Here is a 23,557-nt window from a genome sequence, read left to right on the forward strand (position 1 = left end):
GACTGCTTAACGTCCATGTATTAAAAATAAATTTTAGTAACAGTAGCTTTTCCTCGAATTACGTCTTCCTTCCCTTTCGCTTGACGAACAGTTTTCTCTAACTCTTCAATGTCAGTCGTAGTAGCATCGCCAGCGAGTTGCAAATCAAAGCCAACGAAATTTGAAGAGTAGCCCTTAGCCTTCACTAACTCTTTTAATTCAGTTAAAAAATCGAGACTGATAGCATCATGTGCAGAGTTGCGTTCTTTTGTGCTATCTTCTTGCGACTTAACAATTGTACTTAACTGAATTGTAATTTGACCGTTGTACCATTTAAGCATTTATAAGACCTCTTTCATTTTAGAATCAAGTTTTAATCCATCCAGAAACCCAACTAGATAAACTTGTTGCAGAATATTATGCTGATACTCAAACACTAAATCATGAATTTTTTCTGTAAATTCATCCCGTGCCTCTTTATTCAAAGATAAATTAGATTGATTTAGCAATTTGTCGATACTCTGCGATAAACCTTCATTTTTTACATTTAAACTGATTTCATACAATACTCCATCAACGCGTTGATTCAAAAATTGTTGCATTGCTGCATTAAAATTATCGATAATAGCCATCTCCTTTTATGCAGTTTTTTAGAATTCTCAATAATAGTATAAAACAATAAATATTGATTGTAAAACGGAATAATTGTACGCTTAAATTGACTAATTAACTGGAGTTGATAGGACGATGAATTCAGTATCAATCGGACGTACAATAAGAAGTTTACGAAAACAAAACAATATGAGTATGCAAGAATTAGGCGATAAAGTCGCACTATCTCAGGCCTCAATCTCTAGACTAGAAAGCGGTGTCACTGATATAAACTTTGCACAACTATCAAATGTATGTGAAGTATTTGAACTTACACTAACTGAATTTTTTGCTATGGTCGAAAAGCAAATGGACTTAAAATTAGATGTCTCTCCTGTAGAAGTTAAAACCATCGACGACAAATTAATTGATATCATCCAACAGTTATCAGATGATCAAAAAAAGGGGCTGTATGTTTTATTACAACCATATGTAAAATGAAAAAATCGCTACTTAGAATCTAAGTGGCGATTTTTATTTTTTACATATACTAAGAATATGCTTTTTAATTGGTTATAAATATGTAAAGCAATTTTAAAAATTTTATATATTACGTGGGGGAATTATCGCTATAAATTTACAGTGATCTTTAATATGTCTGCAAAGGAAAAACCTGCAGGCACCTATCATGGCCATTTAAATGCGCTGAGATGATGTGCTTATATTGCTTGCTTATATTATCGCTATATATTGATCCGCTTTAGGATAAGGTTTTGCTTAGCGATTGTAAACCATTTAGCCGCTTCTTGCCAATCCTTTATATAGAGCGTATTGCAAAGATGGTATTCAAGGATTACGATAGTCTATTCTACTGGAAAACCACCACCTTTATCACCTGAACAGCGGCCATTTTGCATAAAACGATTGCTACAAAAATCCCTCTGATGTTGACTTTCCAGCGAAATCTAATTAGACTTTAGCGCTTTGCACTAAGTTAATTGTAGGTTTTTATAACCTATATAAATTTCAAATTGAAGTATAAAATTTATCGTTTCGCACACAATCTTTTATATTATGTTAAAGAAACATTTAAACGGAGGATACAGATGGGAAGTTACGGAATAATATATCTAATAACTTTTATTAAACCGAACACTCAAGATCACTATTATATAGGCCAAACAACACAAAATTTAAGGACACGAATTAATGATGGTCATATTAATAGGGCTTGGAAGACTGACAGCAATGGCAATTTTGAAAATAACTACAGAGTTGCAAGGGAGATTAGAAAATATAAGATAACAGACAAGGTGAAAAATGTTATTTGGGATGATAAAAATTATGTTAATTCTCATTCGAAAACATATATAAAAATAACTATTCTGGATACTGCTAAGTCTCAAGAAGAGCTTGATCATAAAGAAAAAAAATATATTATTGAATATAATAGCTATGAACACATTAATGGTTCACGAGGTTTTAACGGGACATTGGGTGGTCATGGTAATAGTAGCGGAGTATTGCGTGGTGAAAATGCTAGTGAAGCACAGCTTACCAATTTTGAAGCTAAACAAGTTAGACTTTTGAATCGAGATACTTCGCTTATTTATAAGGAATTAGCTGATCTTTTCAGTTGTAGTATCGGATGTATCTACAATGTAATTAATGATAAAACATATATAGATGCACTAATAGACAAAAATGATATTCTTGATAAGCAATATGAGCATTGGGTAAATTATGCTCCGTTATCTCGTAGAAATAAACTTTTTTATAGTTACGATTTGAGGAAATCAGATAACGATGAAGAACGTATGAAAATTTGGACTAGTCCCTCAGAATGTGCTAAGGAGTTAGGAGGAGGAGTAAAAGCCCAATATATTTCTTATGCATTATCCGAAAAAAAATCAATAGTTGCCAATCATTTTGTTTTTGTACGTGAAAGAAATAGCTATGAGTTTGAAAAAAATCGTTTACCAGAGTTACAAATGAAACATGATAATAAATATAGAACTTTTAGTGCTTACGATAAAACCACTGGAAAATATATCGATACTTATGATTGTATGGGAACATGTCTAAAAAAATTAAAACTTAAAAATAATGCTCCAATATATGATTGCTTAAAAGATAAAACCTCATATAGTGATAAGTTTATTTATATATATGATGATAAATTTACTCATGAATTATTAAAAGAGAAAATAAAAAAAGCAAATCCAAGATCTTTTTATATGTTTGATATGAACGGTACTAAAATGGGTAACAGTTGGACTGTAATAAAAAAATGTGCTGAAATGTTTAATATTGATGCAAGTAGTATAAGTCGTTGTTTAGAATCTCAGAATCCATACAAAAATAAATATATCTTTTTTTATTCTGATCAATATAGTAAAGAACTTTTGAATACTATTATCGATAGTATAAATAATAAGGAACGTTATTTCCTCTTTAATTTAGAAGGTAAAAGTATGGGTATTTCAGAAAGCCAGTATGATTTATATCATAATAAAAAAATTTTCACTACTAGCTATGCATTAAAAAAGAAAAATTATTACATCCCCTCAAAAGGTTTGATAGTAATACCTGAAAGTGTTTTTAGTTTCAAAACACTAAATTTACTACTAAAAAAAGCAGAAATTGAATATGCGAAATATATTCAAAGCAGAACTATATCAAATAAAAAAATCCTTATTTACTCTAAAGACTGTCTACTATTAGAATTACCAAATGCAAGAGCAGCGTTGGAAAGTGATATTATCCCGTTACATGCTGCATATAGAGTGCCTAGAAGAGAAAATAAAATATATAAAAATTTAATTATAATATTCGAAGAAGATGCCACACCCTCAGTATTAATGAAGCTTAGAAAAAAATTAGAAAAATAATTTCATACTGATCCAATGTCTTCTTTTTCGCTTCCCTTGTTAGGGGATTTACTTGCTGAATTTCTCAATTTCAAAAGACTTTTCTTTTTAAATTGAGATAGTCGTTCTGACACCTTTCCCTGTTAATCCAACTTCATTATTATTTTTTAATGTTGTTGGATTTTGTTTATTTTATTTTACTCCTTATACTAACAACTGCCAGTTTAACTATTTCACTCACTACTGCTCCTACTGTTTGCTATAAATTTTTTCATTAATTCTGTTTCTCTAAGAATTCTTTATTTACTATAACTCAAACCAAGTGTTTACCTTTAGGAGAGATTCTGAATAGTTACCAATAGTGGTTACCATTACCAACCTTTTTATAGTAACCAATAGTTTCAATTGATATTATTAAACATATCGCTACTTGACTAAACTGGCCATCTCCCCTTTACAGAAGGGATTCTGAATAGTCACCAATAATGGTTACTATAGCGCATTTTTTATAGTAACTATTATTAGTTATCATTGGCAAATACGTACTTTCAATAGTATCTGTTCGTTAATATTTAGGATTTCAAATGAAGTGGTTTCTCTAACCAATTAAGGCTATAGTGATTTTAATAGTGTCAAAAATTAATTATCCATTCTCATCATAAATTGAATAACTCTAATCTATGTAATCATCTACCGTTGTTCCTCCTTCTGGATTATTTATCCAAACGCCTAATACTCTTTACCTACGTCCACAAAAATTGAGCCATATTTACAATAACTAAAATCATCATTATTCTTAGATTCAATTATGTCGTTACATTTTTTGCAACGTACTATATTAAGAATATTTCTTTCTTTAATTAAGCCTCTATATTATTATAATTTTTCTAATCAATTCGACCATCGTTTCATACACTTAAGGGGGTATAGCTAAGTATACCCCCTTAAGTGTATGAACGACTTCATAACCCCAAACCTGTATAAGGCCTTGATACGTCTATGTTTCATACGTACAATTACAAGGCTTCCGAGCAGACAAATATCTCTGGGAAACCCCTAAAATGATCAAAAAAACATATCTAATCTACATCACATTTTTGGGGACTATTTTGTAATATTTATAGCTCTTAATCAGAGTCTTTTAGTGACTTCAAATACCTAAGAATTAAGGGCATTCTATTTTTCTCTAGTAGAATACAGTCTTGTCGTAAGCAACTAAATATATATCAACATGCTTTCTACTTTGCTCAGACATGTACGAATCGTTTAGATTTGAATTCCTTAAAATTTCATTTATCAAAGTCAAAATTATCTTCCACTTCTTTAATAAAATTCCTCAAGGTGCCTCGTTTCTTAAAGGACGTGATAATCGCGTGAATTAAAATCTTCCTCCGAAAATTATCAAAAAAGCATTCGAAATGAACAGCTCATTAGCTCGGGGAGTGGACTGAAAAATGCTACAAGTCTTCGACCAAGAGGTTGCTAGATAGATCAATTCTTCTACATAGCTTTCTGTCATGGACACATCTCAAATTTCATGAGCTGAATGTAGAACTTCTAAAGAAAATCCCATGAAAAAGCCGACAAGTCAGGTTTTCCGTGAAATTTTGTGCTGTGGTTGATGAATAATCCAGTTATATATTAGTTTCCCTAATATTCACTCTGAAATTTTAATTTCATTTCAAATCCTTATTAAAATATGGAGTTTTTCGGAATATAATATTTAAAAATCCAGGTGATCTTTATGTATGAAAAAACAAAACAATTTCTTAGCATCTGCACTAACTAATGTTCCACACCCATCATTTTTTTATATTCATTGTAATAACAAATTATGTATTACTGAAACTGATTGGATAGATCCAATTGATTTAAAATTATGCTGTTCAATGGATTCCAATGGCAAACTTGGCATTCAAGCCAAGTTATTGTTAGATAAAATAATTAAAGTGGCACAACTGACAGATAACATCACATTGTCTAAACAAGTAATCTATAAAAAAACAAAAGCCATGTTTTCTTCTGTTAATCAATTAAATAAGGCACTTGCTTATCTATGTGAGCTTGGTTATATTTATTTAACTTCGGGTGGCGTATCTGGACGAATGCAATTGATTCTCTTAAATCCAAAGGCAATTTCAATTTTAGGTACTAACTCTTTATAAATTACTTTATGGTTAACATATTTTAAAAAAACAACAAAAGATAATTTATAAAACAAAAGCAGCAATACTGTTATCTTGATTAATGTTCAAGACGACAGTATTGCTGCCCTAGCTCCGCTTCTCCAGATTGGAATAACACTTATTCTTTAGCTGATTAAATAAATTCGCTAATGCCGTCTCGCCGACATTGCGGTACTTGCCTAATAGCACTAGCTCTTTCGTGAAATCCTCCCCGCGATATTGCTCCATTAAAACATCGATATGCTCGACAACTTCACATTTAATATCTGCCTACACTTTTCATTGAGGATACGTTTGGCACACTCACCCAATTTGCCCATCTGTTAAACGCACCTTAATTACAGCTACTATTACTATCCGTCAGCAAATCCTTCATAACCCCGCGTGTCGTCTTCCCTGTTCGCTGAACCTTTTTTAACACAATATCAACAGTTAAGACACAACACTATACATATTGAATATTATCAAGACTAAAATTGAAAAAAATTAAATAAATTAATGGACCAAACATATTTTATATGACTAATATGTTTGGTCTTTATCTATTTAAAATATCGAATCTTAATGTACTTTAATAAAGTCTTTTCAAAAATAATAAAGACCTTTATAAATGTTAGTCATTTTATTCAACAAACGGGCCAGATTGTGGAGTAAATATAGCTAATAGATGCATTGGGAAATTTTCTTTAAACAGTAATCATTGCTGCTTTGACAATATTTCTTATTTTTTGCGGATAAACATAAAACTAATTTTCAATGAAAGACGTTTCTAAAACAATTGCATATGATAATACAATGAATCTGTGAAGGGAATGAATTAAATGTACTATCACTCTAACGGGTATCCATATCAAACCCCTTATTATGGAAATGCATCAATGCATAATTATATGGAATACCCGAATTACTGGACATACCCTTATGGGGCAATTCCTGCAAATCAATTAAATCCTTATCATGCTTCCAATGGTAATAATGAAATAATGTTAAAAGATTATGGAGCTAACCCATTTGTCATTAATATTAACGAGGCGTCAAAGCAAAACAATACGTATCGTACAGCTTTATGGACAGGAAAGCATTTACAGCTAACATTAATGAGTCTAAATCCCGGAGAAGATATTGGACTAGAAATGCATCCTAATGTCGATCAATTTTTACGTATAGAGCAGGGTCAAGGGGTAACTCAAATGGGCAAGAGTAAAGATAATTTAACCTTTATAAGAAATGTCAATGATGATTATGCCATTTTTATCCCTGCCGGAACATGGCATAACTTAACAAATACAGGAAGTATTCCACTAAAACTTTATTCTATCTATGCCCCGCCTAACCATCCGTTTGGAACCGTTCACCCTACTAAAGCTGCAGCAATGGCTGGAGAAAAGGGTGAAAATAACAATAATAGAAATTCTGTTATTTCTGGCAAGACTCCAGATGAATGGGTGCGGTACACGGAATTCTTGGTAAATGAAGGATTAAAGGATGTTCAAAGAGGGATAAATCCAACACACATTCTTCAGGAATTTATTCTTATGGGGGTTCTAGTAGGAAAAGGATATTCTCCAGAAAAGGCATATGAGACAGTGGAAGAATGGGAACGGACAGGGGAATCTAAACTTCTACAACAAAGCAAAAATATGTAGAAATACTGTAAAAATAATGGATACAGATAAAAGACTTTTAGAATTTCAATATTTATCTATTTAAGAAAAAATTTTTTGAGATTGTGAAGGAATGTAATTAAACAAACGAAGGCTAATAGTGGAAGAGCTTTATGGTTATCTTGAAATCCAGTCTTCTGTTAAAGGGCGCTATTTTTGAATAAAACTTAGATTTTTAAACAATTAACGTGAAGTTTCTTAAATAAAAAAATATACAACTATATTTTTAACCCCGTCCTATATTGAACGGGGTTATGCTTATTTGAACTTTTAAAGTTAATTAACTTTATTTTCATTTCACATCTCCATCATAACTCTTTATACACCTCTGCGTAAGCGAATTTCAATTGTTCCTTTAGTTCTTTATTTTCACTCTCCAATTTCTTAACCTTTCTTTTTAGAGATTCAATAAGGGCGTCTTTATTATTTTCATTCATTTCTCGCTTCACTTGTTTTGGTGAAGGTACTTGTGCTTGTTGCTGTCTTAATGTTTCGATTCGTTCACGAATATCCTTATTGTTGTAAAGTGTTGCTTTCGATACACCAGCTTCACTAGAAACACTATTAAAATTAATATTCTCGTTAGTGCGTATGAGCCTTTTAATGGCTTCATCTACTTTTTGATAGGTGTTTGCCTTACGTTGGGCATGAACTGCTTTTAAATGAGCAGAACGGTCATATTCAGTCATTCTTAACACCTAACTTTCTTTTCATCCGTTCATGTCTACCGAATATAACGTTTCCTTCTTGAAGGGTAGTTAAAATATTTTGGTATCGTCGTAAGTTCTTTTGGTTCTTCTCGGCTATATCTTCTCTTCCTCTTTGTTTTGCTATTTCAATTGCTTTTGTCGTTGTATTAATGTGCAGCTCATATTTTTGCATATCGTATTCTGAAAAACCTACTGCTAAGTCTTTACATGGCGTTTTGTTGTCACCACAAGTTAGACAAGGAGGTTCTTCCATATAAGGACAATTACCGTTTAAACGAGCGTGGCACGTTCCATAGGGGTTATCCATCGCATTTAGTTTATGATCTTGCCATAAAGCATCCAAAATATCTATTGGTATATCTTCTCCTTCCTTAATTTCTTGAATTTCACCATTTAAATCGAAGCTGAATACTCCTTGCTTCACAGCGGATTTAAAGGCTTCTCTTTTGGTTTCATCTAATAGTTTAGCGTATCGCATTGTCATTTCTGGAGAAGCATGAGCTAAAAGCTCTTGAACAGTTAAAATATCTGCACCACTATTTATCATTTTCACTCCATAAGTATGTCGAAACTGATGCATCGCGAAATGAAAGAGATTGCCGTTTTCGTCAGTGATATTCACTTTTTTTGCCAATATATTTAGTGCGGTATTAACCCAATTTTGCCCATATGGTTGTCCTTTTCGTTTGCCACGATACCGCACAAAAATATAATCCTTTGGATTATTATCTTGATTACTAAATTTTTTTGATTTATCGATTAGAACGGCAAGGATTCCCGCTAACTCTTCATCAATTGGAATACGATGTTCTTTCACATAGGTTTTTCTTATATCTGTTACTATAGAGTATTGCCCGTTTAGTTGAACTAAGCAGTCAAAGGTTAGTTCTAATGCATCGGATATTCTAAGCCCGGTTTTAAATGCGACCCAAACAATCGGAACAATATCTTTATGTAATTCATCTAGATGAGAAAAAAGCTGCTCTAAGACAAAATCCGGAATGTAACCGATTTGGTCAGCGGATTTTTCTCGTAGTTTAGGCTTATCTTCAGGAAAAATCAGTAATCTTACATGTTTTTCAGGAGCTATATCATACTCATATCGTTGAATATCTTCAAGAAATTTTTGTATAGTGCCTAATGCTATTGATATATATGCTTCAGGATGTGCATTCTTTTGTTTCAGTTGAATTTGAGTATATTCATGTAGATATTCGATGTATTTTTCTATGTGATTTCGCTTTAAAGCTTTTAAATCTTTCCATTTTGGTTCTAGTGTAAATACAAATGTAAAAAAAGATGGTAAAAACAGTATATAATTTAATGCTGTACCCCATGCGAATTTATTTTTACTAAGTAATCGTTGCTTAAAATACTTTTTGACTTGCTCACGAATGGTAGTAGGAATCTTTGAGAAATCAATATAATATTGGTATTTGCTTTTATTATAATTAATACCGTATCTATCATGTAAATGACGAACATCCCATCTATCCTTTTCCCACTCTTCTCGTTTATCTGTGTATTGCGAAAGGGCTGTATAAATAGTTCTCAGAAAACGTGCAACGGGAGGTTTACCTATATCGTCTTTCTGGAGCTTTCTTCTTCTTATTTGTTGAGTTTGGATTCCTTTTTCATTCAACCAAAATATATACTCTCGTTCTGCTTTTTCAATATCCAATTCCAACATTGATGATAGTTTGGGGTACTTTTCGTTTATGAACTCCGTCACTCGTCTTAATGGCGGTTGATTTACAAAGGCATACGTGATTGACCAATAATCGTTAAATAAATGTTGGTAATAGACATATTTCACTTCTAAGTTAACCAAAGGATTATTGAATCGAAAATGAACATTTTGGTTTGAATGCTTATAGGTCTCTACCTCTTCTTTAAATTGTTTAATTTTACCTATATCGTTGATTTTCCATATGTCATTGACGAGGAAATAGGGATTACTTATTTGTTCAACCAAAACCGAGCCATCCTCGTGTATTACTTTATCAAAATAAGTTGAAAGTTCACTTTCTAAGCCTTCATGAAATCCTATTTCTTCTGATCCAATAATCTTCATTTGTTTCATCTAAGTAACTCCTTTTAGTCATTTTTCTTTAGGTTAAATGCAGATTGTGCCTTATTCCAATCTTCTCGAATATCTTCGTCAGAAGGATGTAAATATAAGTTCATTGTTGTTTGGATATGAGCGTGTCCTAATCGTTCTTGCACTTGTTTGATATCCTTTGTTTGCTGATAGTAAATTGTAGCGTGTGTATGCCGAAATAGGTGAGGGTGTAGCTTTTTTATTCCTGTTTTCTTTTTTAAACGCTTAAATAGAGATTCTACATCCAAATAATCCATTGGTTTCCCGACATTTCCACCTCGTATTTTCACAAAAACAAAGTTTGAATCTAAATCTAATTCATCCAACACTTCGTACAAATAATCATCGTATAAATCCATTAAGGATTGTGACACGTATATCTCTCTTTCTCCGGTTTTTAACTTAGCGCCATTCTCCAATTCCCCTCGCTCAACAAGGCGAATTCGATGTCCTTTTTGAAAGTCAAATTTAAAATCCTCCATAAAGAGACCTATAGCTTCACCAATACGAAATCCCGTTTCATATAACAATTGAATCAGGAACTTATCTCGGATATTCGTAGTTGCTTGCAATACTTGTTGTACTTGTTCCTTCGTTAGTGTATTTACTTTTTTACGCGGTTCATTTAATTTAAGTACGTTTCTTGCGGAGGGCTTATCTTTAGTAATATGGTGTAAGAAGCTTTTGTAACGTGTGTTACCTCCAGTGAACACTTGTTTCATTAACTTTTCCATCATGTCATTTTGTACTTCTTCATTTCGAAATAAATAGTCATAAAAGTTTGCTATAACTGTGATGGTATGGTTAACAGTTGTTTCTGCTCGTATTGCTATTTCTTGTTTAATCGGAGCGACTTTGGAATTTCCGTAAGGACTTCTTAACCACCCCACAAAGTCCACCAAATCCTCTAATCGAATATGTTTATAATCTTTGTTCACTTCTTTCAAATAGGTAAAAAAATGCTTTAAGGAATAACAATACGATTTCTGCGTATTAGAGCTTTTCCCCGTCTTATCTAAATACTTTATGTATTTCATGGCTACTAGTACGGGAATTCCTTCTTGGTCGAGTAATATATATCGCTTAATGTTATTTTCTAAAATAACCTCCTGAACTCTCATAGCACTTCCCCCTAAAAAGTAATAGTAACGCTCATTTTCTAACAGATTATATTTCGATATGGAATATAATAACCACAAAAACAAATGTATGTTCACTTATATTATATACATATTAGACTAATATTTTTAAATCGAGTTAATAAATCTAATATGTATTGAAAAAGGGGATATATGCTCATATATTGAACATATTATCCTCTTATTAGTTTAGTCTATTTAATATTCAGAATGTGTATTGAATTACTGATTAAAAAATCATACAAAACTGAACTATTATTCTACTCCAAGTGCTTTAAAAACCGCCTCTTGCGGCGTATTGTAAAATATAATGCTAAATGCACCCATCAATTCAGGTGGCACTGTACCCATATCTACCGCAGAAGTAATCGGTACTAGTACCTTTTTAGCTCCACTATCAAGGCAGACTTGCAACGTATTAGCAAACTCCTCAATCTTCAGTATGGTCCCACTAATACTAATATCACCAAGAACTACAAGACTAGATAGAGTTGGTTTTTGAAGAGCAGCTGAACAAATAGCAATTAGGGTAGGAAGTGTTAATGTCTTTGTGATACCAATCCCATTTAAATCTTGGTAATTAATAATGTAGTCCTTAGTTGTAGTGCTTATCGAATTACTTATATTTTTACCATTCGCCTTTAAATAATTAAAGGCGCTATTTGTCGCTTCTTTTGCATCTCTGTCTGTGCCAAGGCCTGTTCGTTCAAACTTCCCATTTCCAGGAAGAACCTGTGTCTCTAAACGATACACACCGACCATACCTGATTTCCCTCGTGAAATGGTATAGACATGCCCTGGGTTAGTCATTCCCTCAGGTATTAATTTCCCACCACCCTGTTCTGGCACAGGTACATAATGTTCTTCAAAGGTTTCATTATCGACATAGGAAAAATTGACATCATAAAATTCCATGCCACCAATTTTTTTGAGTTGCTCTTTAACACGGCGTCTTAACTCCAGAGAAATTGTTAATATTTCAGTCATATCCTCTTTTGAATAGTCAACATTAGGATATAATAGCTTTGTGAAGCCTGAAATCATCTTTCTGACTGCAATGACGTCACGTTGATTTAGATTCGAGCCAAACTTAAAATACTTATCACAAGCATCACCAAATTGCTCTTTGCGCATCTCCTTCATAAACTCTGAAAGATAGTCGGTGATAAAGGCATATTCATTAGTGAAAAAGTCTGGTCGATATTTAGGGATTTCCCAGCCTGGAACATAGCAATGCATTCGATCAAGAAACGCTGTATCATAAGCCATTACCTCTGGAAACGGTTCAAACAAATGTGATGTTTTTAAAAGTACATCAACACTTTGGTTGATGTTCCCAACAAACACCATGGAAGCACTAGCCGCCTTCTCCTCCTTGCCACGCGCAAAAGAACCAGAAGCCATATAGTCTTTCATGATTTGAACGCCATCTTTATCTTTGAAAGTGATACCTGCTACTTCATCAAAGGCTACACAATCCCACATCCCAACAAGGCCTACTGTTTTATTAGACATATTATAAAATAGATTAGCGACAGTCGTCTGTCCTCCCGATACAAGAATGCTGTTCGGTGAAATTTCTTTGTAGATGTGAGATTTCCCTGTACTACGAGGTCCTAACTCACAAAGATTAAAATTATTTTCCACCAATGGAATCATACGAGCAAGAAGCAACCATTTTTCACGCTTTGTAAACTTCTCTGCTTCCATTCCAGTTGATCGAATTAATACATTTAACCATTCATCTTTTGTGAATTCTTTCCGCGCTTCCTTGATTTCATCTAAATCAATATGAGGCATTTGGATAGGAGTTAACTTTCGTACACGAATAGGATGTGAACGGCGATCTTCTTCCATATATTCATATTCCAATTGAACAATACACCAAATCCCTCCACACAAAAGCCTATCAAATTCCGACACATTACTCGGTGATAATAATATTTCCTTTACACCAAGATTGGAAAACTCCGCCTCATATCGATCTTCTTTAATGTTAAGCTTAGCTGTTATACGGTCTATTACTGTATAGCTCCCTCTTTCACGTAGAATAGAAAGAACCTTTTGTGCTTCATCTGGTCGCACAAAATTCTCCGAAAGAATTCTTTTAATGGTTTTTACACCTTCTTCAATGATTTCAGGATCATCCGAGCTACAATATTGCCCTAAAAGAAACTCCAAAACATAAACTGGTACGTTTGCGCCCTCTTTAATAGCTTTCGTTAAATCTTTCCGAACTATCTTGCCATCAAAAAACTGTCTCAACTTTCGATTCAATACAATATTAGGATTCTCAGCTGCTTCTAACTTGTAGTCGTCCATGAACTTATTATCCCCCTTCCCTCAAAACTAAAATCCGAAATCATCAGCAAACGCTAGGTCCATTTGCACCTCGTGACGAATGACTTCAAGCGCATTTTTTTCATCGTATGCCACTAAATAATATTTTCTATCTTTATCATATTTCTTATTTCTAAATGTAAACTTCAGACGAAATACACGCTTACTTGCGTCGTTATCTTTTATATCTGCTACATAGATGTTCTCATTCGATATTTTTTCATTATCATCGGAAATAAAGAATAGTTTATAAGTCGTTTCTTTATTTATATCTGTAACCGCTTCTGTTTGAATAAAATCTAAATTCAACGCTAAATTAGTAATTTTATTTAACCCTGATACAAGAGCTATCGTAACAGCCTTTGTTTCCGTGTGATATTTATTCGTTTTCACATCAAGTACAGGGATTAAAACTTCTTGAAGAGAAGCCCCTCCATGCACGTAGTTTTGTCCGCCACCAGCAACTTTAATAACATCGCTGCCAATCGGGACAGTAATTATTCGCTCGTCGGCATTGTTTAATACCTCACCTAATCGAATGGTACCTACACCCTCCGTCTGTAAGCTTTCATCCGCAATGACATATCTCCTACCAACAAAAGCGTTATTTTTTTCAAAACCACTAATCTTATCACTTTCTGTTAGTTTATCGCGTTTATAAATAAAACCATGATCCGCTGTCACGATAAATCGTGTATTATTTGCACTAGTCAGCCTTTTTATCATCGTATGAATTTCTTCTACAGCTTCTTCACAGGCATTGAACACCTCATTTTCTGTGTTCAACTTATCGCCCCTAGCATCAATTTGATTATGATAGATATATACCACTTCTTGACCAGTGAAAATATCTTTTAAATCAGCTACTTTCATCATCTTAATATCATCAAACTGTACCGTACGACTTTTTTGCACAGTCTTCTGTAAAACTTGTTCTCTTGCCTTTAAATCATCACATACTTTCCCATCAACGAGTACTTTGAAGTCTTCACTCATAGTAAGCTCCTTATGAGGAAGTAACGCAGACATACCAAATCTTGTATAAGATGGCACAACGCTTTGCATAGCATGAATAGTTGCCGTACATTTTTCATCGGCCATCATTCGTTTCAGTAATGTTTGCCCTACTTCAAAACGGAGGGCATCAGAAATGATGACTACCACACGCTCTTTTATAGGACGTAGAAATGTATGATAGAAATCTTGTTGCTTCATAAGTCCCGTATTGCCCCTACACTCCGAAAAAGCACGAATCCAGGCTACTGATAGCGGATCTAAATAACGATTTGTATAAATGTTTTCCACCATATCACGTAAATTTTCATAAGGTGTATTATTGATTATTTTGTCATAGTGGTAATAGAAATAGCGATATTTCTGGTCAATGACATAATCCTTTTTTATATAACTCTTCCAAATATCCTCCACACACGTCTTCGCTTCAAAACGAGCTGCTGAAACGATGTAGTAAGCATTTTCTAAAATATAATAATGCGAGTAATACAACTGGCCATAATGCATTTTCCGTCTCACTTTACACAGCTCAGGGATAGAATAACCATTTAATTTTGCATCTGTATCCTCGTTTTCAAGCCTTTCTATTAACCATTTCAACAAAAAGATATCCACTTTTTTGAAAATCTCTACTTCAGTTAAATCATTTACTTGTAGCTTGTTAAAAATTGCTTCTCCGTTCAGTGTACTAAATACCAATTCAGACAAACGTTCAAAGTGTTCCTCAAAGTTCTTACTATTCATCAAGCTGTCGAGAAACGCAATAATATTACCTGATTTGTATGAGCAATAATTTTTCCATGAAACAGGAAGCTCTGACTGAATCACTTTTGAGGTATACGTAATAAACATGGTAGCAATCAACTTAAATAAAGATGGTGATACATCTGTATATCCAAAAGTTTCTTCACACTTGCGCCAAAATGGTTGTATTAAATCGTATTTTTCAAATTCCGCCATATACTTATTATCTTCGAGACTATCACTCGTAATAACTGCACGAACAATCTCTTCAAATGAAACCACTTTCGTCTTACAAATAACACTCATAAGGGCAGTTTCAATAACACTCTTATTATAATTTTCAATTTCTAACTCATAAAATCGCTGCGTTCGATCCTTGGCACCAAAAAACTTAATATATTGCTGCAGCACTGGCTTATATTTTTCATCAATGCCTAAATCTAGCGCCAATAAAGAGGCTCTATCAGCAAAAAACTCCTTCGAATAACGAATCGTATCTGCCAAATGGTTGTCCTTCAAGGCTGGTTTAGCAAAAGGAGCGTAAACTAAATAGTGATTTGTCGTATCCTCACGTTCTAAAAAATGTTTGATATAAAACTGATTATCTTGCTCAAGTTTCAATACCTTTGCATTCTCAAGTTCTATTGTATCGATATCCTGTATAAACTCAGCACCGGTGTCGTACCAAAATACCAGCTTTCGTACATCCCCTACAAACTCAGTGTTCAGTTTATCTATAATTTGTTTTAGATTAAGCTCTGCCATTTAATCATCACCTTATTTAAATATAAAGCATCCTTGCAATATATTTGTTCAATTCTTTCTTAAATCTTATTCAAATATACTTGAAATAAAGCAAAAGAAATAGTCATCTTATTCGTTAACAAGATAGCTATTTCTTTCTATTATCGTTACAATTCGTTAATTAACCTCATTATAAACAGTATTAAATCTTTCCAAGAATAGCAAGTTTCTTACTATCCTGCCCTGTTTGGACCTTTTCATAGTTCACTTTCACACCATCGTCCAGGTCAATGGCAATTCGGCTAAGAGCAAGGTGCGCAACCTTTTCATCATATTCTTTCGTTTCTTTCAACTGCTTGATAAGCTTTTCTTTACGCTTCTCTGCTTGTGCTACTTCACGGCCATTATTACTATTCTCCGCCATATCAGTCATACGATCAATTTCACTCATATAGATTTTTTGCATTTTATGAAGGTAATCAACACGTAACACACCTGTCGTATCAGCTGTATAACGGTGCATATATACAAGTGCCTTAAAGCCATTTTGCTTTCCACTATCATACAGCCAATAAATAGGGCGTTTTTGATACATTTTCACATGGTCTTTATAAAAATCTTTAATGAAATAGTTACGAATAATTTCTCTTGAGGTACTGCCCTTATTTCCAAGCGCCTGTGCAATAAAGTCAAGATTTTCTTCTAAAGTATCCTCACCATAGACTGTCTTCACAAAAGCTACAAAACGTCCAACAATATCATCTTCAAAATATTCCTCATCGGTAATTGGAATACAATTATCCGCATCCGGTATAAACGATGAATACTTACTCGTATCCCACTCATCACCAGCATAAGCTAGCCCAGGAACATCCAGCGAATAACGACCAAACATACAGCCAACTGCATATGAAACAAAACTTTTCACATCTCGCTGCAAATCGGCTTTACGAACCGTTACATCTTTATCCTCAACCTCAGGCGTTAATTCATCTTGTAACCCATAAATCTCAATAAAAATACGATTTAACTCCTCCTCATTCGCCTTCAAAGCATAAAACTGAGCTTCAGCATGACTCTCCCAACTTTGATAAGCATCCTCAATCCGATATTTCAACTGCTCTATCAACCCATCTGCAGAACTAGTACCATTATTAAATGTAATTAAAGGATGTGTACTAAAATCCCAAGAATTTTCAAAACAGTTCCAATCATTTTTTGAAATTTCAATATTTTGCACTACATAATTTTCAACTGTATTGTTTGAAACAACTCTCGCATGAATTGGTACTGAATTTACATGTCCTGCCTCATAATTAATAGTTGGTGATAGTGCGGAAAGATAATGCTTTGCTACTTTTGAATTCACTAGCCCTAATAAACTCATCTGTGACATATCTTTTGAATATATACAACAACCAGCTACATCAAAAATAAATCCATTTGGATAATAACGAAAAGCAATATTACCACTTGAAATTTTTGACCAACTAATTGTTTCACGGTAAAAATACGGGATATTCTTTATAGTTCTTGTGACTGTCTTATAAAGACTAACTGCATATTTTTTTGCTTCTTCACCGTCATTTGCCCAATTCAAAACGTAATCTTGATTTCCATACCACTTTTTGAAATCTCCACCTTTGTTATAAGGTATCCATTTAATATCATTTTCAATTGTTGTATTCTGATTAGCACTATGCAAACAACTTTTTGATAATTGAATTTCATGCCATAATCTTAAAAATCTAGCATTGTCACAAGTCTGCATCCCAGTCTTAGTCTCTGCATAATCTGACAATAATTTTGCATCAAATGCTGATAGTGCTTTATTACTTAACCAATACACTATTGGTGAACTAGGTATTTTAGTAAAGTTTTCAGAGCTTACTTGTGCATATCGATTTGCTTTAACAGGGAATTCTACAGGTATACCATTATCCCCTATATCTTTTAGAGTAATGTGATTGTATGTTCCTTTATATTTCTCAAAATTAGAATTTCTAAAATTTGTAACAGCAGTACCAAAAGCAATGCCCATGACCATATTTTCCATATGCATTAAATTAGAAATAGTTTTTGTAGCTAATATAGCTTTACGCATTTTTTCATAACTAGATAGGAACATCCACGATTGCATTGTCACCATACAGTTATAGCCATTTCGATTGGCCATTTTGTTTCCCTTTTCAATAAAAACAGCAAATAAATCTGATTTGGTTAGTGGATAAAACTCTTTTAAATAATCACTCAATTTTGCACTCATTCCACTTCCACCCATATAAGGTGGATTTGTAATAACAACATCGTATTTTTGAGCTAATGCTTCACCCATGGCAATTAGCTTTTTTAATAGTTGCTGAGAATTTTCAGCATCTAATACTTCTAATGATAATTGACCTTCTAATCTGAAATCATCCACAAAAATGTTGAGGAATTTCCAATCGCAGTTATCAACATTTAGAATTGAGCCATATTCTTTGGCATCTTCGAATGTGTCAATTAGATATTCCAGTTGTTGAATAGCTGAATTTCTTTCTAATTCATTAAGTGATTGTCCGAAAAATTGCAGATTTCCTTTGTTTATATCATTGCTTTCTTGAATAGCATAAACCTTAGGTGAGATTCCTCTTGTTAAAAATCTACGGTCGTATTTTCTAGCTTTCATCATAATAGCAAAATAAGCAAGTTGATACGCTCGGTCATCGATGTCTAACCCATAAAGATTGTTTTCAATAATGGCTACTGCTGCATCTCGTTGTGTGTAACCCTGACTTTCATATATTTGCATCAGAACATCAAAGGCATAGACAAGTATATGTCCACTTCCCATACAAGGATCAATAACTTTAATATCTTCTGGTGATAGTTTCTTATATTCTGCTCGTATTTTTTCAAGTTCAGCTTTTACACTATCTTCTTGCTCTGCTTCCTCAAGGTAGTATCTCCATTCGGATTTCAACTCTTCATTTTGATGGCCCTCTACCCATAGTCGACCAAGGGAGTTTTCCACCATATAACGAACAATCCAATTAGGCGTAAATAATTGTGTTGCTGCTGGAATACGTTCTTTCGTAATTTTGACATTCTTTTTTAGTAAAGCGAACACTTCATCTTTAGGTTCTGTATTGTAATATTGATACAACCATCCAATAATCTCTACAGCTTCTTTAAAATCTTCCTCTTCAATATCATTAATTAGGTGACTAACAATCCCATCAGGGTCTGTGAATGAAATCGGTAATAGTAGCTCTGTATAGTCAGCTGTTTTTTCAAATAAAGCAGGAAGTACTTCATTTAACTTGTTACATTGTTTAATGAAAAGCATACGGAACAATTCGTCTAACTTATTTTCATCCTTTAGTTGTAGGATACGATCCGTTTCATATGATGAAAACTCCATATCTGTGTCAAACGGTTTCGTAACCATATCTGGCTCTGCTTTACCAGGTGTTTCACTCGATAGGACACGAATGCCAGATGGTAAATAGTCATTGACCTCCATGAAACGAATGGCAATTAGACGGTTAAACCATGTATAGGCAACCTCTTCAACGACAAATTGAAACGCTGCTTTGTAATCTGTAGAATATTCTTTTTCTTTGATGCGTTTAATCAATGCCTCACGCTGTTTAATTTCATTATCTACGATTTCAGTGGGTTTACCCGTGCCAATATCGAAAAACTGAATATTATCTGTTGAAGTGGAAAGAGGATATAAAATCCCCTTTTCACTTATCCCAATAAGACCTGCTTTGTAGGTAATTTCACTAATGAGCTTTCTTCTTGCCCATACTGCAAAATTCTTAATCGCTGTTTTATTCATAATTTCCTCCTGTTAGAACTCCACGTTTAGTATCGTATCGTATTCCATACGCTGTTTTAATTTTCGCTTTAACGCCTCTACATAGCGCTCAATATCCTCTTCTGTCTCGATACGCCATGTTGCTTCTGTGTTAATGGATTTAATACTTACTGTTTTTTGCGTTTTTGTCTTTGGCTTCGGTGGCTCTAATACAGTTTCTGGTCCATCTGCCACAATTGTTGGAGGTATTTTTGTCTGTTTCGCCGCTTGCAGTCGTGCCTCCTCTGCTAAGATTTCATTGAGTAAACGTACCTTTAACGCATCCGCTTCCACTTTAATATTTTGAAGAGTTGCCACATTGTTACATGTTTCAGCTTTTTGCTCAAGCTCTTCAAATCGATGAACAACTTTTGGCGAGAACTGCTCCTTATACTCTTTTCCTTCTAATTCCGCATTAACACGTTTTCTTGCTTCTTGAATCACTGTGAAAATCGGCTCTGCCATTTCCTTTAAAATATTCCCATATAAATCTGTGAATGTATCGAGCATATCTGGCATTTTTCGAATATCTGCATATGGTACATTTTTCTTCATAATGCCTTGTATTTGTTCGATTACCATTTCAATTTCATTGTTCACAATAAAGGTCTTACTTTCATTGTAAATCTTTAATAATTTTAAGGCACGATTCCAAATAGACAGCTGATCACCTTCAAAGAAGCTTTGAATAGGCTCTACATCCTCAGCAAAATCTAATAGCTCATCCTTTTTACTGTCTACTGTTTTGAAAAACTCTGTAGCATATTGAATTGATAGAATATCAAGTAATAGCGCTTTACCATTTTTGACAATGCGTTCACCTGGATAGCTCGGTTCATTACGGTAATAAATCTCAAGTTTTTCTAATTCATTTTTTAATTTAGTTGTATATTGCTGAAAGCTCTTGACGATGGCATCATCTTCATCACTAGATGGCGTTATGTTAAATAGCGCCTTCATAACTTCTCTCACTGTTTTTTTCTGCTTATCGTTTGCTTTTTCTCTTTTTTCAATTAACAGCTTTTCGAGAAATTCTTTTCGACTTAAATAACGGTATACTTCATCAGCAGATTTTGACAAAAGTGTCACGGCATCGTTGTTGACAAAGAACCCAAGATCACCATCTTTAAATAGTTTTACTACTAACCATTGCACATCGTCCTCTACAAATCCATATGGCGGTTTCGTAAAGCGTTCCATCACTGATTTTAGTGACGTTTTTGCATGCTTTTGTGAATTTAAGCTGATGAAATCAAGCACGTCATTTAGAGCTAATTTATTAGGTGTCCCATTCCCAGTTGCTTCTCCAAATGAAATTTGGCTACTATTCGAATCCTTTAGCAGTGCCTTAATTTGCAACTCTCCCATCGCTGTATCAATATAATAAAGCTTATGATAGATCGAGTTCACTAGTTTGCCCATTGCCTCATGTATACGAGCCGTAATATCCTTTGCAGCAACTTGCAGTTTATCTCCATTTACAAAAATCTCAGCGTTTTTCAAAGATTGCTCAAGGTAAATACTTGCATGATCACTTCTCTCACGCATTTCAGAACGTTTCGCTTCTTTAATTTGTTCAAATTTTGTAATCGCATTTACTGTGTTCAACCGTAAATATTTTTCGATTTTTAACACGTTTCTAATCTCATCCATAAACGCCTTATCATCAGGTAATGCAACTAAAACACTCGGCGTCTGTCCGCTCATTAAACGTAATGTTGTTTCATCTGTACCCATTTCATAGTTTGGTGTCAGTATTTTAAGTGAAATTGCATTATTTTGATTTGCCTTATATGGTCTATCATCTACCAACTGGTTAAATGCAAATGTATATCTTCCATTGAACGCTGGGTAGCGATATTTCTTTTCGTCATATAGACCATCAAATATTAGCTCTGATACTTTACTAATGATTTCTGAGATTTCTACATGTTGATTATCGATTTCACGATTAATTTCTTGCTCTTCATCTGTTAAGAATACGTACAATTCGCCGTTTTTTTGAATATACGTTTGGCGAATAAGACGTTTTAGCGCATCCTCTACTTTCGTTTTTAAAGCAATTCTATCTTCATCAATATGTGAAACCATTAGACTTGTAATATTTTCAAGATTAGGTACTACTTCTTTCACGTATTTAATCATAAATAACGTTTTTAATACATCTACATCAAAGCAGTCCTCTAATTTATCAGGATTTAAGTAGTCATTATTATAAGCACGGATAATTACACCTTTATGACTATGATCTAAAAATTGCTCAAGCGCATCATAAAATAGATTAAATGGTACAAGCGTTCCTTCTGATTTATCCATTATTTTAACGACTGATTCCTTGAACAAGGCTAGCATTGAGCGTTCTCCCTCTGCTAAATGTTTCCCGCTAGCGCCATGTGTTCTAATCGATGTTAGTACACTCGCTAACAAGTTAAACTGATACGGTACGAATGGATATACATCAGAAAAATTATCTCGATCTGTATAAAGTTTCTTTTCAATACCGTCGTTAAATAGGATAAGATTTTTTATAATAGTATCTTTCTCATCATAAAGAGGCCTTAACGTTTGGCTGCCACTCTCTGTTTTTTCTAATATTCTTTTGCGAATAACTTCATCTACATTAGCTGAAGAAAGGGATAGTCTTGTATCAAAACGACCTTGGATTTTCGAAAAGTCACTACCTTTTGTTTTCGTAATGCTATCGATATCCTGTTGACTTGTTACAACTACCCACGCCTTACCTTCACATGCAGAACCTAAGTCCTCTGTCACTGTTTGCAGATTTAACATAAGCTTTGAATCGTCACCTATATATTGACCAATTTCATCTACTAAGAAGACTACATGATGATTGTTCCCTTTTTTATTGATGTATTGCTTCACCATATCAGCAAATGATGCTACATCAATGTTATATGTACCCGTCGAACTCTCACACCAGTTTTTTGCAGCTTCCATGCTCATATAATCAATTTTTACAAGCGCCTGACAAACCTGGTCTTGAATAAAACGGAATTGATGTCTTGACTCTTCCCATTCTTTCCCACGGACTTCAGAAAAAGCATTTTTGAACTCTTCATATTTACCTTCATCAGAAAGGTGTCTTTCTAAATCCGCTAAGAACGGATTGGCTCCGTAAAAGCCTAAGTGCTGATTAAATACCTTTAGAAATACAGAAAGGATCGCTTCTTTATTATTTTGTGAGTCAGCCATCCCACTTTTAGAATCAATATTAAACAAAATAATATCGCTTGAAACATTGGCAGCAAGCTTCATATCCGCTAGTACCATTTCATCCTTAATTTTACGATCTTCTACAAAGTATTCGAGAGCCGTTTTACCATCAACAACACGATTTTCTAATAGATATGAAAGTATTTTTAAAAAATGGGATTTACCGCTTCCGAAGAAACCAGAAATCCAAACCCCCATCTTATCTGTATTGCCAATAATTCCTTTTTTATAGCTTACAAAAAAGTCAGCGAAATGTTTTTGTAGTTCCTTTGTCACAACATACTCTTCAAGCTCTTGTTTGACGTTCTCATCATCACCTTGACCGACCTTAATAACCCCTTTAATGTCTCGATCTACTGGCTTTGTAAACATATTTTTAATAAACATTAATTACTCC

General features: G+C 33.7%; 13 protein-coding genes and 1 pseudogene. 4 read left to right on the plus strand and 10 right to left on the minus strand.

Going from position 1 to position 23,557, the window contains the following annotated elements; translation table 11 throughout:
• Positions 1-20: 20 nt before the first annotated feature.
• Positions 21-320 carry a hypothetical protein gene (locus MKZ14_RS17965; RefSeq protein WP_339280290.1) on the minus strand — a complete coding sequence of 100 codons (300 nt, stop codon included), beginning with the start codon at positions 318-320 and terminating at the stop codon, positions 21-23.
• Positions 321-611 (minus strand): hypothetical protein, encoded by a 291-nt coding sequence (locus MKZ14_RS17970; RefSeq protein WP_339259816.1) that lies wholly within the window; start codon positions 609-611, stop codon positions 321-323.
• Between the two features lie 115 nt (positions 612-726).
• Between MKZ14_RS17970 and MKZ14_RS17975 the strand changes: the two genes are divergently transcribed.
• The 3 genes from MKZ14_RS17975 to MKZ14_RS17985 all read left to right on the plus strand — a co-directional run bounded on the left by MKZ14_RS17975 (position 727) and on the right by MKZ14_RS17985 (position 5,605).
• On the plus strand, positions 727-1,071 hold the full coding sequence (locus MKZ14_RS17975; protein ID WP_339280291.1) for a helix-turn-helix transcriptional regulator: 345 nt from the start codon (positions 727-729) through the stop codon (positions 1,069-1,071).
• Positions 1,072-1,676: 605 nt separating this feature from the next.
• Entirely contained in the window at positions 1,677-3,461 is a 1,785-nt protein-coding gene (locus MKZ14_RS17980; RefSeq protein ID WP_339280292.1) for a hypothetical protein, read from the plus strand.
• A 1,727-nt stretch (positions 3,462-5,188) separates the two neighbouring features.
• Complete coding sequence (locus tag MKZ14_RS17985; protein WP_339280293.1) at positions 5,189-5,605, plus strand: hypothetical protein; 417 nt, start codon at positions 5,189-5,191, stop codon at positions 5,603-5,605.
• Positions 5,606-5,929: 324 nt separating this feature from the next.
• Here MKZ14_RS17985 and MKZ14_RS17990 read toward each other — a convergent pair.
• Positions 5,930-6,050 (minus strand): annotated as a pseudogene (locus MKZ14_RS17990) (DUF2196 domain-containing protein).
• Between the two features lie 397 nt (positions 6,051-6,447).
• Between MKZ14_RS17990 and MKZ14_RS17995 the strand changes: the two are divergent.
• Positions 6,448-7,272 carry a cupin domain-containing protein gene (locus MKZ14_RS17995; protein ID WP_259950419.1) on the plus strand — a complete coding sequence of 275 codons (825 nt, stop codon included), beginning with the start codon at positions 6,448-6,450 and terminating at the stop codon, positions 7,270-7,272.
• Between the two features lie 326 nt (positions 7,273-7,598).
• On the opposite strand, the gene MKZ14_RS18000 is transcribed toward MKZ14_RS17995, so the two are convergent.
• The 7 genes from MKZ14_RS18000 to brxC all read right to left on the minus strand — a co-directional run bounded on the left by MKZ14_RS18000 (position 7,599) and on the right by brxC (position 23,547).
• Complete coding sequence (locus tag MKZ14_RS18000; protein ID WP_112118497.1) at positions 7,599-7,979, minus strand: DUF6262 family protein; 381 nt, start codon at positions 7,977-7,979, stop codon at positions 7,599-7,601.
• Positions 7,972-10,083, minus strand: a complete 2,112-nt coding sequence (locus tag MKZ14_RS18005; protein ID WP_259950420.1) for a tyrosine-type recombinase/integrase — start codon at positions 10,081-10,083, stop codon at positions 7,972-7,974. Before MKZ14_RS18005 ends, MKZ14_RS18000 begins: the two co-directional genes overlap by 8 nt.
• A 14-nt stretch (positions 10,084-10,097) precedes the next feature.
• Positions 10,098-11,222 carry a site-specific integrase gene (locus MKZ14_RS18010; protein ID WP_259950421.1) on the minus strand — a complete coding sequence of 375 codons (1,125 nt, stop codon included), beginning with the start codon at positions 11,220-11,222 and terminating at the stop codon, positions 10,098-10,100.
• Positions 11,223-11,495: 273 nt separating this feature from the next.
• Positions 11,496-13,562: a protease Lon-related BREX system protein BrxL gene (brxL, locus tag MKZ14_RS18015; RefSeq protein ID WP_339280294.1), complete on the minus strand. Its 2,067-nt coding sequence runs from the start codon at positions 13,560-13,562 to the stop codon at positions 11,496-11,498.
• A 27-nt stretch (positions 13,563-13,589) separates the two neighbouring features.
• Positions 13,590-16,103, minus strand: a complete 2,514-nt coding sequence (gene pglZ, locus MKZ14_RS18020; RefSeq protein WP_339280296.1) for a BREX-1 system phosphatase PglZ type A — start codon at positions 16,101-16,103, stop codon at positions 13,590-13,592.
• Between the two features lie 181 nt (positions 16,104-16,284).
• Positions 16,285-19,908 carry a BREX-1 system adenine-specific DNA-methyltransferase PglX gene (gene pglX / locus MKZ14_RS18025; protein ID WP_339280297.1) on the minus strand — a complete coding sequence of 1,208 codons (3,624 nt, stop codon included), beginning with the start codon at positions 19,906-19,908 and terminating at the stop codon, positions 16,285-16,287.
• Positions 19,909-19,920: 12 nt separating this feature from the next.
• Positions 19,921-23,547: a BREX system P-loop protein BrxC gene (gene brxC / locus MKZ14_RS18030; protein ID WP_339280298.1), complete on the minus strand. Its 3,627-nt coding sequence runs from the start codon at positions 23,545-23,547 to the stop codon at positions 19,921-19,923.
• Positions 23,548-23,557: the final 10 nt, after the last annotated feature.

Origin of the sequence: Lysinibacillus sp. FSL P2-0066 (assembly GCF_037969495.1) — a bacterium.
Classification (GTDB): Bacteria; Bacillota; Bacilli; order Bacillales_A; family Planococcaceae; genus Lysinibacillus; species Lysinibacillus boronitolerans.

Bases quoted from the DNA above. Each gene is read 5' to 3' on its own strand.
- MKZ14_RS17980 (WP_339280292.1), top strand. From the start codon at position 1,677: ATGGGAAGTTACGGAATAATATATCTAATAACTTTTATTAAACCGAAC.
- MKZ14_RS17985 (WP_339280293.1), top strand. From the start codon at position 5,189: ATGAAAAAACAAAACAATTTCTTAGCATCTGCACTAACTAATGTTCCA.
- MKZ14_RS18005 (WP_259950420.1), bottom strand. From the start codon at position 10,083: ATGAAACAAATGAAGATTATTGGATCAGAAGAAATAGGATTTCATGAA.
- brxC (WP_339280298.1), bottom strand. From the start codon at position 23,547: ATGTTTATTAAAAATATGTTTACAAAGCCAGTAGATCGAGACATTAAA.
- MKZ14_RS17970 (WP_339259816.1), bottom strand. From the start codon at position 611: ATGGCTATTATCGATAATTTTAATGCAGCAATGCAACAATTTTTGAAT.
- pglZ (WP_339280296.1), bottom strand. From the start codon at position 16,103: ATGGCAGAGCTTAATCTAAAACAAATTATAGATAAACTGAACACTGAG.
- MKZ14_RS17995 (WP_259950419.1), top strand. From the start codon at position 6,448: ATGTACTATCACTCTAACGGGTATCCATATCAAACCCCTTATTATGGA.
- MKZ14_RS17975 (WP_339280291.1), top strand. From the start codon at position 727: ATGAATTCAGTATCAATCGGACGTACAATAAGAAGTTTACGAAAACAA.
- MKZ14_RS18000 (WP_112118497.1), bottom strand. From the start codon at position 7,979: ATGACTGAATATGACCGTTCTGCTCATTTAAAAGCAGTTCATGCCCAA.
- pglX (WP_339280297.1), bottom strand. From the start codon at position 19,908: ATGAATAAAACAGCGATTAAGAATTTTGCAGTATGGGCAAGAAGAAAG.
- brxL (WP_339280294.1), bottom strand. From the start codon at position 13,562: ATGGACGACTACAAGTTAGAAGCAGCTGAGAATCCTAATATTGTATTG.
- MKZ14_RS17965 (WP_339280290.1), bottom strand. From the start codon at position 320: ATGCTTAAATGGTACAACGGTCAAATTACAATTCAGTTAAGTACAATT.
- MKZ14_RS18010 (WP_259950421.1), bottom strand. From the start codon at position 11,222: ATGAGAGTTCAGGAGGTTATTTTAGAAAATAACATTAAGCGATATATA.